9 protein-coding genes and 3 pseudogenes are annotated in these 17,898 nt (G+C 37.0%); 10 read left to right on the top strand and 2 right to left on the bottom strand.

Features of this window, described 5'->3' with window-relative positions; genetic code table 11:
• Window positions 1-207: 207 nt before the first annotated feature.
• The 3 genes and pseudogenes from ACFIKN_RS03830 to ACFIKN_RS03820 all read left to right on the top strand — a co-directional run.
• A pseudogene (locus tag ACFIKN_RS03830) lies at window positions 208-633 on the top strand (ABC transporter substrate-binding protein); the annotation flags it as partial.
• Window positions 634-1,033: 400 nt separating this feature from the next.
• A complete protein-coding gene (xseA, locus tag ACFIKN_RS03825; RefSeq protein WP_375657938.1) occupies window positions 1,034-2,464 on the top strand; it encodes an exodeoxyribonuclease VII large subunit in 1,431 nt (476 codons plus the stop codon).
• Entirely contained in the window at window positions 2,442-3,071 is a 630-nt protein-coding gene (locus tag ACFIKN_RS03820; protein ID WP_375657937.1) for a DNA-3-methyladenine glycosylase I, read from the top strand. The genes xseA and ACFIKN_RS03820 overlap by 23 nt, the downstream gene beginning before the upstream one ends.
• 245 nt (window positions 3,072-3,316) lie before the next feature.
• On the opposite strand, the pseudogene ACFIKN_RS03815 reads toward ACFIKN_RS03820, so the two are convergent.
• Window positions 3,317-3,496, bottom strand: a pseudogene (locus ACFIKN_RS03815) (integrase); the annotation flags it as partial.
• A 1,207-nt stretch (window positions 3,497-4,703) separates the two neighbouring features.
• Here ACFIKN_RS03815 and ACFIKN_RS03810 point away from each other — a divergent pair.
• The 6 genes from ACFIKN_RS03810 to ACFIKN_RS03785 all read left to right on the top strand — a co-directional run bounded on the left by ACFIKN_RS03810 (window position 4,704) and on the right by ACFIKN_RS03785 (window position 12,081).
• Window positions 4,704-6,329, top strand: a complete 1,626-nt coding sequence (locus ACFIKN_RS03810) for an ABC transporter substrate-binding protein (protein WP_375657936.1) — start codon at window positions 4,704-4,706, stop codon at window positions 6,327-6,329.
• A gap of 372 nt (window positions 6,330-6,701) precedes the next feature.
• A complete protein-coding gene (locus ACFIKN_RS03805; protein ID WP_375657935.1) occupies window positions 6,702-8,318 on the top strand; it encodes an ABC transporter substrate-binding protein in 1,617 nt (538 codons plus the stop codon).
• Between the two features lie 111 nt (window positions 8,319-8,429).
• Complete coding sequence (locus ACFIKN_RS03800) at window positions 8,430-9,503, top strand: ABC transporter permease (RefSeq protein WP_375631682.1); 1,074 nt, start codon at window positions 8,430-8,432, stop codon at window positions 9,501-9,503.
• A 2-nt stretch (window positions 9,504-9,505) separates the two neighbouring features.
• A complete protein-coding gene (locus ACFIKN_RS03795; protein WP_273790732.1) occupies window positions 9,506-10,435 on the top strand; it encodes an ABC transporter permease in 930 nt (309 codons plus the stop codon).
• Window positions 10,428-11,312: an ABC transporter ATP-binding protein gene (locus ACFIKN_RS03790; RefSeq protein ID WP_273790733.1), complete on the top strand. Its 885-nt coding sequence runs from the start codon at window positions 10,428-10,430 to the stop codon at window positions 11,310-11,312. The genes ACFIKN_RS03795 and ACFIKN_RS03790 overlap by 8 nt, the downstream gene beginning before the upstream one ends.
• Window positions 11,299-12,081 (top strand): ABC transporter ATP-binding protein, encoded by a 783-nt coding sequence (locus ACFIKN_RS03785; protein WP_375631680.1) that lies wholly within the window; start codon window positions 11,299-11,301, stop codon window positions 12,079-12,081. The genes ACFIKN_RS03790 and ACFIKN_RS03785 overlap by 14 nt, the downstream gene beginning before the upstream one ends.
• A gap of 549 nt (window positions 12,082-12,630) precedes the next feature.
• On the opposite strand, the pseudogene ACFIKN_RS09580 reads toward ACFIKN_RS03785, so the two are convergent.
• Window positions 12,631-14,526, bottom strand: a pseudogene (locus tag ACFIKN_RS09580) (autotransporter outer membrane beta-barrel domain-containing protein); the annotation flags it as partial.
• Between the two features lie 3,059 nt (window positions 14,527-17,585).
• Here ACFIKN_RS09580 and ACFIKN_RS03765 point away from each other — a divergent pair.
• Complete coding sequence (locus tag ACFIKN_RS03765; protein ID WP_375657931.1) at window positions 17,586-17,783, top strand: hypothetical protein; 198 nt, start codon at window positions 17,586-17,588, stop codon at window positions 17,781-17,783.
• Window positions 17,784-17,898: the final 115 nt, after the last annotated feature.

Below are 17,898 nucleotides of genomic sequence, written 5' to 3'. Positions count from 1 at the left end.
GGCAGGTTATCCAGATGGTTTTGAGGCCAGTATTTTTGCCGGTGCCTCTCCTTATCCTTTTGCTTTGCCTATTGCTCAGTCCCTCCAAGACAATGCAAAAAAGGTGGGGGTGCGTTTTAAAATTGAACGTTTCGTAGGCACGCAGTTATTTTCAAAACTATCTGCGCGTACTTTTGATACGATTTTTTTCGGATGGAATAATGATNAAAAAAGGTGGGGGTGCGTTTTAAAATTGAACGTTTCGTAGGCACGCAGTTATTTTCAAAACTATCTGCGCGTACTTTTGATACGATTTTTTTCGGATGGAATAATGATTCTGCGGATCCCCATACAATGGCTTCACGTCTTATTTACAATCCTGATAATCGGTTTGAGGCTAAAAATACAGGCTATGCGAGTTGGTGCCATGGGTATTTGGATGAAACTATGAATCAAAAGGTTCAAGATGCATTGTTTCAAAAAGATCCAAAAAAACGGGCGCAAATGTATGCTGATTTGCAACGTGAATTTATGCAGAAAGGACCTTATGCTTTTATCTATCAGACGTATCACACGATAGCGATGACACCTGATGTTAAAAAATGGGTTTGGAATAGTGCACCACGTATTTTTTATAGTGCAATTGAAAAATAAGAAGGTATCAGGTTTATAAAATATAAAAAACATGATCATGATATATTTGATGTATTGCAAAGCTCTTTAACACTTTGCAATACGTTGAATTTTATCGGGAATGGATTTCTATGTTGTGTAGAGAATTTTATTTCAGGAATTCTTATAAAAGATGTGTTTGTGTGAATGTTAAGATTGAATATTTAAACTTCTATTGATACAATTTTCGAATGAAATAATGACTCTAGATATCCCCATAAAACGGCTTCAAGTTTTTTTACAACCCTGATAATCGATTTGAAATTAAAAATATAAACTACTCTAGCCGGTGTTATGGGTATTTTGATGAAGCTATAAATCAAAAGTTTAAAGATGTGTTGTTTCAAAAAGATTCACAGAAACGGGCGTAAAGAATTGAAAAATGGTAAGTTTGTTTAGTGAAAAAACAGGTGTAACAAATGTGGCAGAATTCACTGTTTCCGAAATAGCAGGGGCCCTAAAGCGTGTTGTTGAAGAAAAGTTTGGTTATGTACGGGTACGTGGGGAGATATCAGGTTACCGTGGTACTCATGCTTCGGGACATGCTTATTTTGCTTTAAAAGATGATAAGGCACGGTTGGAAGCTGTTATTTGGCGTGGAATGATGGAAAAGCTCAAATTTCCTCCTGAAGAAGGGATGGAAGTGATTGCTGTTGGTAAACTTACGACGTATCCAGGATCATCGAAATATCAAATTGTCATTGAGGCTCTTGAACCAACAGGGATTGGTGCTTTGATGACACTCCTTGAAAATCGTAAGAAAAAGTTTTTAGAAGAAGGCTTGTTTGATGAAGCTAAGAAAAAAACTTTGCCTTATATGCCTCGAATTATAGGCGTTGTAACATCACCAACAGGTGCTGTTATTCGTGATATTATTCACCGTATATCCGATCGTTTTCCGTTGCATATTTTGGTTTGGCCTGTACGTGTTCAGGGGGAAACAAGTGGGAAAGAAGTGGCTGTTGCTGTTGAAGGTTTTAATGCGTTGCCTTTAGGAGGAGTTGTTCCTAAGCCTGATCTTATTATTGTTGCACGGGGAGGGGGAAGTTTAGAAGATTTGTGGGGGTTTAATGACGAAGCTGTTGTTCGTGCTGTTTATGAATCTTCTCTTCCTGTTATTTCTGCTGTTGGGCATGAAACGGACTGGACCTTGATTGATTATGTGGCTGATTGGCGTGCTCCAACTCCCACCGCCGCAGCAGAACGGGCTGTTCCTGTTAAGCTTGATCTTGAGGTGCTGGTGGCATCGTTTGCTGCACGTTTGCGCAAGGGACTAGCGCGTTATTTGGATTTTTATCGACAAAAATTGCGAGCTACTCTACGAGCTCTTCCGACTGCCGATCAACTTTTTGCTCTACCACGGCGTGGTTTGGATGAAACTTCAAGTCGATTGCAGCGTGCTCTTTGTGTGAGCTACGATAAAAAACGTTTTTCTTTTCATGCACTTGGTGTGCGTCTTTCACCGCGTTTGTTAAATAGTGAAAAAGCACAACGCAATACAAAGGAATATACGGCACGTCTTCAGCGTGCTTTTGTGCGTAGTGTGGAAAAACAACGTGCTGGGTTAGAGGTAGTATCTAGGCTTTTAAAAAGCACTTCATATCAGAATATTTTGGAGCGCGGTTTTGTTTTGGCTTTGGGGAAAGAGAATAAGCCCATTAAACGCTTGGCTCAGTTTCCAGAAACAGGGCACATAAATTTACGTTTTTTTGATGGAGATATCAGTGTTGCAACACAAGAGCCTATTTCCGCTAAACGTTCAAAACACAAGCAAATAAAGTCGCCTAGCGATGATCAAGGAATGCTCTTTTAATACGAGGGTTAATGCCATGCTTGCGGAAGGTCTTCTTAAGGGAGTGGATGGAAAAGTTCGTTGCGCATGGGCTGGAACGGATCCACTTTATTGTGCTTATCATGATACCGAATGGGGAAAGCCTATTTTTGAGGATATTCGTTTGTTTGAGAAAATTTGTCTTGAAGGTTTCCAAGCGGGACTTTCTTGGTTTACAATTTTAAAAAAACGCTTTTTTTTTCGCATTGCATTTGATCACTTTGACTTTGAAAAGATTGTTCATTATGATGAGCTAAAGGTGCAAATGTTAATGCAGAATAAAGACATTGTTCGCCATCAAGGAAAAATTCAATCAGTGCTTAATAACGCATTGAGAGCACAAGAAATTATAACAGAGTGGGGAAGTTTGTCCCACTATTTTTGGTCTTTTCAGCCACCACCATCAGAGCGTTATGAAAAAATAGATTTTCAAACACTGTTGGCTAACCCTATGACACCTGCTTCTCTTCGTCTTTCTCAAGACTTGAAGAAACGTGGCTGGACATTCGTTGGTCCCACAATTTGTTATGCTTTTATGCAGTCCGTAGGGATTGTTAATGATCATCTTGAAGGATGTTTTTGTCGATAAATTGGCAAACTGTCTTTTGTAAGAGTAATGATCAATAGGATAATAATTGAATTATTTAATAAATGTATAGATTATACAATTTCACTGTATAAGATAATTGAAATATACAAACTATACAATATTAATGATTTTCTACTGTTGTTGGCACTAAAAACGATAAAGGTATAATTTTGAGGATGAAAAAACAGACGCCAAAAGGAGTGATACCTTAACTGTTATGTATCTGAAGTGAGATAATGGTAATATCTTGTATGTTTTAAAGAAACATTTAGTACACCAAAACCCATTTCGCGGTGGCGCCTGTGAATGGTACAACGGTAAATCCATTGAGCACCTCCATCTTTACGCTTATGAAGGAGCAAATCGGCACCATCACACACTTTACTAGCTCTCAATGTTGTGCAACAGTCTTTGGCATTTGTAATGGTTGAGAAGAGTTTTTTTTATTTCTGTTAATGACATGACCGTTATAATTAATGAATATTTTATTCATGCTTATTGACGAATGCAAAGTGGTTTTTAGATGGGGTGCTGTTGTTGCATTGTTTTACTTTGCTTGTATGACTGTCGGTTTATTTATATGTAGGTCGATTGCTCAATGCTTACCTAGGTAATAAAAATAAAATACAGCGATGAAAAATTGAAGTTAAATGACTCAAGCTGCTTGTGTTGGGTTTTATTATCTGATAGCTTTCCTCTATTAGTAGAGTGATCTTGCCGCGTGTGCGCTCCAATTTTTTGGAAGATGATTAAGCTCATGCAGGCTTGTATCCACTACATTGCTTCGTTGAATCTCTGTATGTTTCCGCTGGAAACGAGAGTTCTGTTGCTGTATGTTGTTTTATGCTCTATTTTTATAGTGGCAAAGCAATGATGCACACTAAAGTTTAGAAGGGTTTATATTCGTTATGTCTTTAGGGGGGAAGCGTCTAATGAATTTTGTTTTTATCAATGGGGGAATGCATTTTAGTGTGTATTCTTTTATTGTAAGCTTTATTTCTCAAAAGATAAAGCGTGGAAGGAATGATTCTTCTCATTTTTCTTTTATCTTTGTTAACGCGTTTGGTTTTGTTGGTAAAAACGTAAAACTTTTGACACTTATTTTTCAAAAGATTAAGCAGCTTTTTGTGGGGGGATGGCGTTTTAGAAAAGATATTTTCTTATGTCTTTCTGCTATTCCAGTGTCGTTTTTGTCATGTAGTAAAGATGCGCCGCATCTTGAAACTGAGTGTTTGAGGGGGATAACTATTTTTAAAGTTTGCATATTTTATTTTAAATATCGCCTAAAGGAATAGAATAATGAATTCATAAATTTTTGCGTAATGATTTTTTAAAGCTCACTATTTTTTGGGGCGATAAGGCTTATTGATGATTAATAGGGAACTGATATAGTGCATTATCATATGCAAAGAAAGGTTATGAAAAAAATGTAATACTGGTTAGCAAAACATATATTGTATGTTCGCTATGGTTTATTGAGACGTAAGTCAATGAATTTATCAAGTAGATGACTCTGTGTAGGTGATTAAAAATATAAGCGATTAGAACGTATTTATTCAATGTTATAATTATAAATTTGCTATATTATTTCAGCGTCATTAATTGATAAAAAATAAATAAAGGGAAAAGTTTATGAACTTGAAGAAAACAATATTAAAAAGTAGCAGCTCTCTTGTTGCTACTCTTATGGCTTTGGGGGTAGTTGTACAACAGGTTTCAGCAAAAACACCGGCTAATACCCTTGTGATGGCTTGGAATCTTGATGCAATCAGTACGTTTGATCCCGCCCAAAGCAATGATGTTTATGCAAGTGAAATTATTTACAATATTTGTGATAACTTGGTGAGTACTGCGACAGATGATCCTGCTAAAATGGTTCCTGCTTTAGCAACGCATTGGGATGTTTCAGGTGATGATCACAGTACGATGATTACTTTTCATTTGCGTGATGGTTTGAAGTTTAATGATGGCAGATCAGCCAATGCCAATGATCTTGTTTGGGGTATGAAGCGGATTGTCAAATTGAAGATGGGTAATGCGGCAATTTTTAATGAATATGGAATTACAGAACAAAATGTTGATGATGCTTTGCAAGCTCCCGATAAGAAAACAGTTGTGATGAAATTTGATAAACCTTATCCAGCAGAGCTTATTCTTAATAATATTGTTGCGAGTCGTGCAACAGCTTTGCTTGATCGTAAGACGATTATGAAACACGAAAAAGATGGTGATTTGGGAAATCAGTATTTGAAGAGTCATGCTGCTTGTGTTGGTCCTTATCAGTTAAAAAGTTGGCGCCCTGGAGAAGCTCTTTTGTTGCGTGCAAGCTCTCACTATTGGGGACAAGCGCCTAAACTGAAGCAGATTTTAATTCGCCATGTTGCAGAGCCCGGAACACAACGCTTGTTGTTGCAAAAACATGATATTGATGTTGCTCGTAATTTGACACCTGAAGATCTTGCAGATCTGCAAAAAACAACAGATGTTAAAGTTGAAAAAGTGTTAGTGCCAACTATGATGTACTGGGGATTCAATACGACGAATCCTATTTTTGCTAAGGAAAAAGTGCGCTTGGCGATGCGTTATCTTATAGATTATGAAGGTCTTGGCAAGAAGCTTCTTAAAGGGATTGGTGTTCCACGGGCCAGTTTTATTCCTCTTGGTAATTTTGGGGCTTTAGATGAAAAAGAGGGGCAACCCTTTAAGCTTGATATTCAAAAAGCAAAACAGCTTTTAGCAGAAGCCGGTTATCCGAACGGATTTGAGGCAAATTTTCTCGTGTCAAACACTCCTTATACTTTGTTACTTGCTCAGTCACTTCAAGATAGTGCAGCACAGGCGGGCGTGCGTCTTAAAATTGAACGTGTAGCAGGTACACAGTTGTTTTCAAAAGTGAATGCACGGGCTTTTGATACGGCTTTTATCGGATGGAATAATGATTCTGTGGATCCTCATACAATGGCTTCACGTCTTATTTTCAATCCAGATAATCGGTTTGAGGCTAGAAATACAGCCTATCCTAGTTGGAAGCATGGGTATTTTGATGCCAAGATGAATCAAAAAGTTGAAGAGGCGCTGTTTCAAAAAGATCCGCAAAAACGGGCACAACTCTATGCTGATTTACAACGTGAACTTATGCAAAAAGGACCTTATGCGTTTATCTTTCAACAATATAGCGTTGTCGCGATGACGCCTGATGTCAAAAAGTGGGTTTGGAATAGTGCACCGCGTATTTTTTATAGTGCAATTGAAAAATAAGAGTGTCTTTTTAATGTTGTCAAAGCTAAAAAGAGCTTAATCATAATTGCATGATGAAAATATTCTCCCATATAAAAGCTCTTCAGTTTTTAAGGATGAAATTGTGAGGGATGTTTGTGCAGTAGCAGTATATAATTAAGATCGTTTATAGGGAGCGATAAATATAGAAAGTTATATTGGGGAGGATCTTTATTTATAGTTATAGATTCTCTGCATCCAGAATATAGACTGATGTATAAGAAAATTATTTTATAGATGCTTAGTTTGATGAAATGAAATTGATGTCTAATGCTATGCTATTTAAAAGATGAAAGAGCAAAATCAAAATCACTTTGTGTGAAAAGGTAGAAGAATACAAAAGGAAGAGATAAAATGGGAAAACAAAGAATATTGAAAAATTTTTCTATTTTATTAAGCTCAATCGTTTTTTTTAATGGGGCTGTAACATCGGCATTCAGCGCTTCATCTAAAGATATATTGGTAATGGCGTGGAATATTGATTCAATTAGTAGTTTTGATCCAGCGCAAACTGTTGAGGTTGTGACGAGTGAGTTATTGACGAATATTTGCAGCGCGTTAGTGCAATATGACGAGCATGATCCTACAAAAATTCGCCCTGCTATGGCAAAATCTTGGGACGTTTTAGATAATGGCAAAAGAATAGTTTTTCATCTTCGTGATGATTTAAAGTTTAATGACGGAAGGACGGCTACAGCGCAAGATCTGGTATGGTCGATGCGACGGATTATTAAATTAGGATTAAGCTATGCTCAATCTTTAATGGATTATGGGTTTACCAAAAACAATGTTGAAACAAATATTCAGGCACTTGATGATAAGACTTTACAATTAAAATTAGATAAACCCTATCCTATTCAGCTCATATTGACTGTTATTGGACAATCTTATGCTTCTGCTTTGCTTGATCGGGAAACAATTGAAGCACAGAGTATTAACGGTGATATGGGGAATAAATATTTAGCAACACATTCAGCTTGTGTTGGACCTTATAAATTGGTGAGCTGGTCTCCAGGAGATAAAGTTGTGTTAGAGGCGACACAGCATTATTGGGGCGATGTGCCTAAAATTAAGCAGATTGTTGTGCAGCATGTAGCGGATTCATCAAGTCAAAGACTTCTTTTGGAAAAAGGTGATGTGGATATAGTGCGTGATCTTTCTTCAGAGGATATTTTAGATCTTGAAAAAAAGGGAGAACAAGTCAAAATTAGTCGTGTTTTGCGTCCGCAGATTATTTACCTATCGTTAAATAATAAGAATGCAATTTTTGCGAATGAAAAGGTCAGATTGGCACTTCGTTATTTGGTTGATTATGAAGGTCTTGGAAAAACTGTTTTGAAAGGAATTGCTATTCCTAGGGCAACTTATATGTCTTTAGGTGTTCCAGGTGCTTTAGATGAAAAAGAAGGTTTGCCTTTTCAGTTGGATTTGAAAAAAGCAAAACAACTGATTACTGAAGCTGGTTATCCTAATGGGTTTAAAGCTAATCTTTTAGTTGGAAGCCTTAGTTATATGTCGTCTGTTGCACAGTCTATTCAAGCCAATGCACGCAAAATTGGTGTTGAGCTTACAATTGAAAAAATGGCACAAAATCAATTGTTGAGCCGTGTACGTGGTGGAAATTATGATACTGCACTTATGGGGTGGGGGAGTGCCGATCCTGATGGACATCCTGCTTCATTAAATCACGTGTTTAACCCTGATCCAACATTTACAAAAAAGCACAATATGTATTTAGCTTGGCGCGCTGGGTATTATGATGAAAATATTAATAACATGGTGATGGATGCTTTGTTTGAGCAAGACCCCAATAAGCGCATTGTGCAATATCGTACTTTACAGCATTATGTGTTAGAGCATGGTCCTATGGTTTATTTATTTCAGACATATTATACCGTTGGTATGGGACCTGATGTCAAAAAATGGATTTGGAACAGTTATAGACTTTATTACAATGAAGCAGAAAAATAAAAGAAGCATGTTATAGAGAAGGATTGTAGAACATGCTTCATAAGAGGTTGTTTCGTTATATAAAAAGAGGTATTTGCTTTATGTTTTGTCGCTACAGAGGGGATTTTTATAATGGTTTTGCCACTTTCAGAGACTGAAAGAGCTGTATCAGAAAAGCAGAAAAAATTATTTTTATGGGATTTTTTATGCAAAGGATTGAAACTTCTTATTTCAGTTTTTATCACATTGCTTGGGTTGGTGACGATCACTTTTTTTCTTGGTCATCTTCTTCCTCTAGATCCGGTTCTGTCTATTCTTGGTGATAATATCAGTCAGGAAGCTTATGATGCAATGTATTATAAGCTGGGTCTTGATAAGCCGTTGATTGTCCAATATTGGAAGTATCTTCATAATGTATTTTTGTTTGACTTTGGAGATGCTTTAACTTCTGGGCGACCTGTTCTAGCCGATATTATGCGTGTATTTCCTGCAACATTAGAGCTTGCAACCGTTGCTATTGTTATTGGCACAACTCTTGGAATTCCATTTGGTGTTTTTGCAGCAATGTATCGCGATTCATTTATTGATTATGTTGTCCGTGTTTTTACACTTGTAAGTTATTCTACTCCAACGTTTTGGCTCGGATTAATGGCGTTGTTAATATTTTACGCCAAGCTTGGCTGGGTTGGTGGCCCAGGACGTATTGATTTTCTTTATGAATATTCTTTTGAACCAAAAACAGGATTTTTCCTTTGGGATACGGCAAGCCAAGGACAATGGGAGGCTTTTGGTAATGTTTTTAGTCACGTTATTATGCCTGCTTTGATCTTGGCTTTCGGTGCTATGGCTTATATTAGCCGTATGACTCGTGGGTTTATGATTGAGCAGCTTAATCAGGAATATATCATTACTGCACGTGTAAAGGGATTATCGTGGGCGCGAACCGTTTGGGGGCATGCCTTTCGAAATGCTGCTGTTCAAATTATTACTGTTGTTGCGCTTTCTTATGCTTTTTTATTAGAAGGGGCTGTTTTAACGGAGACAGTTTTTGCTTGGCCTGGTTTTGGACATTACTTGACAAATGCTCTTTTAGCCGGAGATATGAATGCAGTTGTAGGATGTACTTTACTTGTAGGATTTATCTTTGTCGCCATTAATTTATTTTCTGATTTGCTTTATCGCATTTTTGATCCAAGGACACGTTGAATATGACAGTAAGTAATCATCATAAATCGCAATCATCATCTTCTTTGGGTAGTTGGTTAAACGATCCTGTTCCAAACTCCATAATTCAAGCGAACATACAAAGAATTTATCACGCACTGGCTAAGTTTTTTCATAACTTTTCGGCTGTATTCGGTCTGCTTATTATTTGTATTATTATCATATGTGCATTTTTTGCTCCTTGGATTGCTACGCATGATTTTCTTAGCAATGATCTAGGGCATCGGTTGCAGCCACCCTCTATGGCGCATTATTTTGGAACAGATGAATTGGGACGTGACATTTTTAGTCGCCTTGTTTTTGGTTCCCGTATTACTCTTTATGTTGTTTTTCTTACAACAGTTATTGTAGGTCCAATAGGGCTTATTGTTGGAACTGTATCTGGTTATATGGGCGGATGGGTTGATACTGTGCTCATGCGTATTGTCGATATTTTTCTTGCTTTTCCAGGTTTGATTTTAGCTCTTGCATTTTCAGCCGCATTGGGACCGGGGATTGAAAATGCTTCTATTGCAATTTCAATTGCAGCATGGCCGCCAATTGCACGTTTAGCACGTGCTGAGACTTTGACAATACGTTCTTCTGATTATGTTTCTGTAGTTCGTTTGCAAGGGGCCTCTGCTTGGCGAATTATTTTGTTTCATGTTGCGCCCATGTGTATTCCTTCAGTGATTGTACGATTAACTTTGGATATGTCTGGAATTATTTTAACGGCTGCTGGTCTTGGTTTTTTAGGGTTGGGAGCTCAACTTCCAAGTCCTGAATGGGGTGCGATGCTTTCTTCAGGGCGGGAATTTATGATGACAAATTGGTGGTTGGCGGCAATACCAGGCTGTGCAATATTATTTGCAAGTCTTGCTTTCAACCTTTTAGGTGATGGTCTTCGTGATGTATTGGATCCACGCAATGGGTAATAAATTATTAGAAGTAGAAGATTTACGTATTTCTTTTCCTACAACGCGCGGCATTTCAGAAGTTGTGCGTGGCGTTAGTTTTTCTGTTGGAAAAGAAAAAATTGGAATTGTTGGTGAATCCGGATCTGGAAAATCGATGACTGGGCGCGCAATACTAAGGTTAAGTCCAAAAGCAGCCATTGTTAAAGCTAAAAAAATGCGCTTTGAGGATGTTGATTTATTGGCCGCAAGTGAACCTCAGATGCGAAAAATCCGTGGGAAACGTATTTCAATGATTTTACAGGACCCCAAATATTCACTTAATCCATTAATACGGATCGGGGAACAGATTATGGAGGCTTACCGTATTCATTATCGTGTTTCAAAAGCTGAAGCGCGGGAGCGCACCATATCTATGTTAGAATCTGTTCATATTCGTGATCCTGAACATGTGATGCGTCTCTTTCCTCATGAAATATCTGGGGGGATGGGGCAGCGTGTGATGATTGCAATGATGCTCATTCCAAAACCTGATTTAATTATTGCCGATGAACCAACATCTGCGCTTGATATTACGGTCAGACGGCAAGTTTTATCCGTATTAGATGAACTTGTTACAAAGTCTGGAACGGGACTTATTTTCATTAGTCATGATTTAAATATGATTGCTGATTTTTGTGATCGTATTTTAGTGATGTATGCGGGCCGTGTGCTAGAAGAGTTGCCTGCTTCTGATTTGTCTCACGCTTGTCATCCTTATACAAAGGCGTTGCTCGCGAGTTTGCCACGGCTTGATAATCCAGTTGATATTTTGGCTGTACCTGAGCGTGATCCTGATTGGTTGTATAATCCTACGATTGTTAATGGTGTTGAGGAGGTTCCTCATGACAAATTGTGAGAATATTATTGATGTTTCTAATTTATCTGTAACTTTTGGTCATAGGCATAAGGCAGTAACAGTTGTTAAAAATGTTAATTTTCATATTAAGCGTGGTGAAGCTTATGGTTTGATTGGTGAATCCGGATGTGGAAAGTCAACTATTTTGAATACATTGGTGGGGCTTATTCCAGATTATAGTGGAAAGTTTCTTTTTGCTGGACAAGAAGTTGAAAAGAAAAGAAGTAAGGATTTTTTACGCTGTATTCAAATGGTTTTTCAAGATCCTTATGCTTCGCTGCATCCAAGAAAAATGGTCCATACGGTTCTTTCTGAATCGCTCAAAATCCATGGGATGGATAATCAAAGAGAGCGGGTAGAGGATGCTTTAGATTCCGTTGGTTTAGATTCTTCATTTCTTTATCGTTATCCTCATGAGTTGTCTGGAGGGCAGCGTCAGCGTATTGCTCTTGCACGTGCTTTAATTATTGAGCCAGAGGTGTTATTGCTTGATGAGCCAACATCTGCATTGGATGTGTCGGTACAGGCTGAAATTTTAAACTTGTTGAAATCATTGCGCGTGAGAAAAAAGCTTACTTATTTAATGGTATCCCATGATCTTGCTGTTGTTGCACATATTTGTGAACGTGTTGGAATTATGCATAAAGGGATTATTCTTGAAGAGCTTAGCAATGATGAATTGCGTAATCTACGTGCGCAACACGATTATACAAAGGAGTTTTTTGAAGCAAGTATAGAGCCTATTGTCCATAGAGAGCAAAGAGCATGATCCATTTTACAGAAGAGAAAGTGCAATTTTATTTGTTTTAAAGTTTCTAGAGATGTTTGGCGGCATTTTTAAGAGGGAAGGGGATAATAGGATTTTTTCAGTATGAATTTGCTGGACAGTGTTTGAGCTATAATATTTTAAATCCTATTAGAACTCCCATTTTGAAATATACGAGTGACTTATAATATACATCCCTTTGTTTAATATTGTTACATTATTTTTAATTATCATTTTATGTTCAAAAGTTTTATTTTGGTATTTAAAGCATTAAATTTGTGAGAAATAACAAAAGATAGTAATACTGTATTTTCTAGAAAAGCTTCACATTATTTTTCAATATTATTTTGTTTTTGGTTGTTCTCTTTTTACAGTTTTATTCTTTATAAAAAGAATTTTTTGTAAAAAACATTCAATGGTCAATGACAGTCTTCAAATATTTCGCTGTTCTCTATTTAAAAAAGCGCTTAAAAACAGCTTATAATAAGCCCAAAAGGCAGCAATATGCTGCCTTTTTGTTAAATTGAATGGGCTGTTTTTTACAGACGTTATTTAAAACTGATAGCGTATTCCTCCTGAAAAGCTTGCACCACTTATACCAGTTTTTGAAGCTTTTGTTGATAGCTGACATCACCATGAAGGGAGAGGTTAGCGGACAATTGTGGCCCACCTTCAACGGAACTTCCCGCGGGGTCATGTTTATAATTCTTATCGATATGGAGTGTCTGATCATCACCAAAGGTTTTGATCAAGTTTACTTTTCCATAGAAAGACATAGGACGGTCGTTTTCAGTGGCAATGGTTTTTGTCAAACGTCCACCAACACGGATTATCCATTGAGAAGGATTTTGCATGTCAATGGTCAGATTATCAGCATCTTTAATGGCATCAAACATCAAATGTTGATAGGCAAGCTGTGCCTGCGGTTCGAATGTTACGCCTTGAATACCCGTTGCAAATTGTTTGTCAACAGTTGTGGAGATCGCCAACATTTTTGCATTTTTCAATTTTTCGGTTGTACTAATGAGGGCATTGGTGATCTTTCCCTTTAGGAAGCCATGGGATAACAGCGTATCAAGATAGAAACCACTGTCACGCTGTTTACTGCCATAGGCGGTGAGTTGAAATGACCATTTATTCAATATGCTCTTACTTGCTGTCTTGCATATTCTTTGGAGTGAAGGAGAGTTGCCCGTAGGTTTCGACAAGACCAAAATGTGTTGTAGATATTTTTCCCTTCTGCGCGACAAAGTTAACAGCTTCTTGTAGAGCAGCATAACGAAGATGAGCACTGCTATAACCATATTTACTAGGAGCACTACTTATCAGAAAATAAGCTTCCTGTTTCTCCATAGGCGTATAAGAAGAAGCCATTCCGTTTGTCTTATTCTTTCCTTAAGACAGATGTCGCATATTGGCTAACAGTTGCACTTTGCTTATCCATATCGGTCAATCCAGCATACAAGAGAGCACAGGGCATGATAAAATAGCTTGTATTTATGGCACGATGGTTTTTACTTTTGAGTTGCTATCAAGCAGTATTGGTTGTAAGCGAAAATCCCAGAAATTTTTATTTTCTCCTAAAAGGTTTTGTTCAGCATTTGTTTTACTGTGGTTTGATTTTGGTCCATAAGCTTTCAGTATATATTTATAAGGTGAACCACTTATTGTGATATAGTCCTGTGCAAGTTTGAAAGAGTTTTGATTTACTTTCCCAGAAACTTGAATGAGTGAAAGACCACGTGCACTGGTAAGAGCAGAAGCATCTGCTTTAATATTGTTCTTTTCTAAATGTCCAGTGATATAAACCAGTGTAGTACCTGAAACATCACCGTGAATCAGAAGACGGTCAGCTTTTTGTTTGTTTATGGCAGCACTATCACTCCATTCGACGTTGAAATGAATTTCTGCTTTTCCTGTAGCATTGTAGACTTTTTTAGTATTTGGTCTGCCAGATCCTATGTGCAACGTGTGATAATGATTTTCAGTTGGCTCTTCAAAAACAATAGAGCTGTTATTGATGTTAAGGACAGAAATATCAGAACGTGCTCTTTGAGCAATATCAAACAGTTTTTCATTCTGGATTTTTTTATTTGTGCTTGTTTTCAATGTCCATTTCGTATTGTTTTGCAAATCAAAGACTGTTTTGAATTTTTTTTCAGTGCTCACTTTGCCGTCTAAGATGGAGTGATCGGCGTTTAGTGTAAAAGTGAAATCATTTTTTTTCGTTGAAGCTTCGGTTACTAATAAAACATTGGCACGGATTTCTGAATTTTTGAGATTGGCTTTACCAATTGATTCATTTGCATTAATTCCAGTACCGTTTTTAATATGAAGTTTTGTATTGGTTAAATTGATTTCTGATGTTTTATTGTTCTTAGACTTTTCAAATGCTATACCTCTATCTTCTGCTATGGCAGAAACATTTGTTACATCAATATGTCCATTATTATTGACAACAAATGCACTATTTTCGGCAATTATTGTCCCTCCACTCATTTTGATTGTGCTGCCATTTTCTGAATAAAGTCCGATCTCAGCGTTTTTAATCGTTGTGTGGCCATATAATTCAACTAAACTGCCAACATCTTGGCTTTCCGCACCGAATCCGTTACTATCTGCTGTTATTAGAGTAACATTCGTGGCTTTAATATGTCCGCCGTTTCCGGCAAATAATGCAGTAGTTTTACCTTGTACTGTTCCTCCCGTTATGGTGATGGTGGATTTTGAGTCTTTTGCATAGAGCCCACTGTCATCAGATGATGTAATTTGAGCATTGTCAGTTAAAGTAATAGTGCTGCCGTTTATGGCAGATACTGCTGCACCTTTTGCGTTAAATGATCCTCCAGAAACTGTTATTTGAGAACCATTATCTGAAATTATGCTATTGATTGCTTGCGGAACGGTTACATTTTCTAAAGTAATGGCACTTCTTCTTGCAATTATTGCATTGATTAGTAGTGCATTATCCTTACGATTTAATATCGTTACATCTTTCAGTTTGTTATTGCTCTTGTTTTTTAACAAGTGAACGCCTGCTTCGGAAGCAGTAATGGTTCCTCCGATCATTTTGATTGTGCTATCGTTTTGCGCATCAATTCCGATTTTAACGTCACTGATCGTTGTATTTCCAAGTAATTCAATCACACTGTTAGAGCCAGAGGCAGCTGCACCAGCAGCTACACCACTGCCATTATTAGTTGCTTTTAAAGCAACATTTGTAACCGTAATATGGCCACCTATGTCTGCTTCTAAGGCTGTATATTTTCCTGTCACGTTTCCTGTTGTCATTGTAATTGTGGATTTTGAGTCTTGTGCATAGAGGCCTGCTTCATCATGTGACGTAATTTGAGCATTGTCCGTTAAGGTGATGCTGCTACCGTTTTGAGCACATATTGTTGCATAGCTTGAATCAAATGATCCTCCAGAGATTGTTATGTTAGAACGATTATTTGCAATTACGCTGTTGCCTGTTTGAGTCACTTTTACATTTTTTAAAGTGAGACCACTTTCTTTCTCTAGAAGAATTCCTTTGCCTGAATTTTTATCTTTACCGGTTGATATTATTACATTTTCTAGTTTGCTTTCGGTGCTCTTACTGTTCACGAAGCCAACACCAGTTTTAGAAGTTGTAATAGTCCCCCCAATCATTTTAATTACGCCACCGTTACTTGCCACAAGCCCAACACCAGCATTCTTAATCGTTGTATTGCCATATAATTCAATCATACTATTAGCGCTATTGACTCCTGCGCCTATTATAGGAACATCAGTGACCTTGTCCCCATGTTCATTTGTTGTTAGAGCAACATCCGTGACCTTAATATGTCCACCGTTTTCTGCAACCAACGCCATTTTTTCTGTGATTACGCTTCCTCCCGTCATTTCGATTGTGGTTTCTGAATCTGTTGCATGAAGTCCAGTGCCATGAGATGATGTAGTTTGAACATTGTTAGTTAGAGTTACGCGACTGCCATTGTAAGCAGATATTGCTGCCTTTGTGGCATCAAATGATCCTCCCAATATCGTGATTTCAGATTTATTATTTGCTGTAACGCTATTCATTGTCTTAGTCACTTTTACATTTTCTAAAGTGACTTCACTGTTTTTGTCTGCAAATATTGCAAAAGTTAGTGGAGCTTTGCCTTTGCCACTTGATATTATTATATCTTTTAGCTTGTTTTCAGCATTCTTACTGTTCAAGAATTTAGCGCCAGTGTTGGAAACTGTAATAGTTCCCCCGGTCATTTTCAGTGTAGCACCATCCTTTGCTTCAAGACCGAAGAAAATGCTAGAACCAGTTCCTTTAATGGTTGTACCATCCAGTAATTCAATCGCAGTGTTAGAACCTTCAGCTGTTATAGCGTGCGCATTTGTGCCTATGTTGGTGTTTGTTTTTTTGTTTCCGATTATCGTCAAATGCTTGCCGATAATTTGACCACCTTTTTTTGCGTGAATAATTTCGTAGGTTTCGTTGGAAACTTCTTTTTTACTTTCTGAAATTTCAAGATTTTTAGCTTGTGCATTAAGATTGATACCAGAAAGTACAACTGCCACAATTGCTGTGCAGGATAGAAGAAAATTTTTAGGCATCAGTCTACTCCTTTTAAAGCCCCAAACATTCATTTTCCCGCTAACTTCATAAGAAGAAGTGAAAATAGATATTGCTTTTATTTTAATAACACAGCACTTTGATATTTTGTTTTGCTTTTTTTGTCAAAATTAAAGTTGTATTTATGTTTAATTATGTAATATTAAATTTATTTCATAATGTATTTTTATCTAATTATATTTTAAAAATAATTTTTAATATTCATGGAAATATTATTAGGCGTTGATAGTTGCATTAATAATATTTTTATTGATCGTAGATATTCTTTTATTCCAATATTCATTGGTGTATGATTAAAGAAATAAAGTTATATAAAATAAATTAAAAAATATAATATAAATAAGAATAGCAGTGTTTTTAATATTGTATATTTTCAAAAAATATGAGAGATTATATAGTTTTAAAATCAATAAATAATAAATATTTTTGTGTGTAATTTTACTTTATATTTTATACTGAGTGGAAAAAGGTGAAATTAGAGTGGATATGTGATAATTGATTACATTATGTATCGAATGAGTTTTTGACAGCAAAAATGAGAGAAGGCTTTAATAGAGCGTTGAGGGTTCTTTGAGTGCTCAGTGTCCTCTTTGAACAAATAAAATATAAAAATATGTAGAATCCGCTGATAAGCCACAATTTCCGAAAGGCTACATACTATACAAAGCCCCGTTGGATGTAGTTTGACATTAGGTTTTGTACTAAGTGGGAAGAGGTGAGATTAGTTAGAAATACGTGATAATTTATTGTTTTTATGGTTATTTTTTACCATTAAATGCGCGTTTTTTTAAATGGCATGGGGCAAGGCCCATCCCATTTTAACAGGCGCCATTATCAAAACCATTGCCGCCCTGATGGCTTTTAACATTGCTTTACGTGTGTGTTGCGCTTTACCATGACTGACACACGTCGTGGTTTGTTTTTGGTGCTGATAGCACCACCATTACGCGTTGGAAAAACATCATTGCTGCTGCTTTTGATCTCTCTCAAGCTTGGCAAAAGTTTAAACAAGGGCTTAGCGCTGTTGTTCAAAGCTTTGAAGGTTTGTGGGAGGGCGTTAAACAAAGCTTTTCCAACTTTTGGCAATGGTTGAAGAGTTTTTTTACACAGGAAAAGCTCTCGGATGCTGCCAAGGCTGGTATGGAACAAGCGGGCGAAGATCTGGCTAATTCGATTGTCGATGGCTTTATGTCGTCTATCTCACAATT

Source organism: Bartonella sp. CL436QHHD (genome assembly GCF_042195105.1).
Taxonomy (GTDB): Bacteria; Pseudomonadota; Alphaproteobacteria; order Rhizobiales; family Rhizobiaceae; genus Bartonella.
Note: the sequence above shows the minus strand (reverse complement) of the source record. Positions and strands in the feature narration are given on the sequence as shown.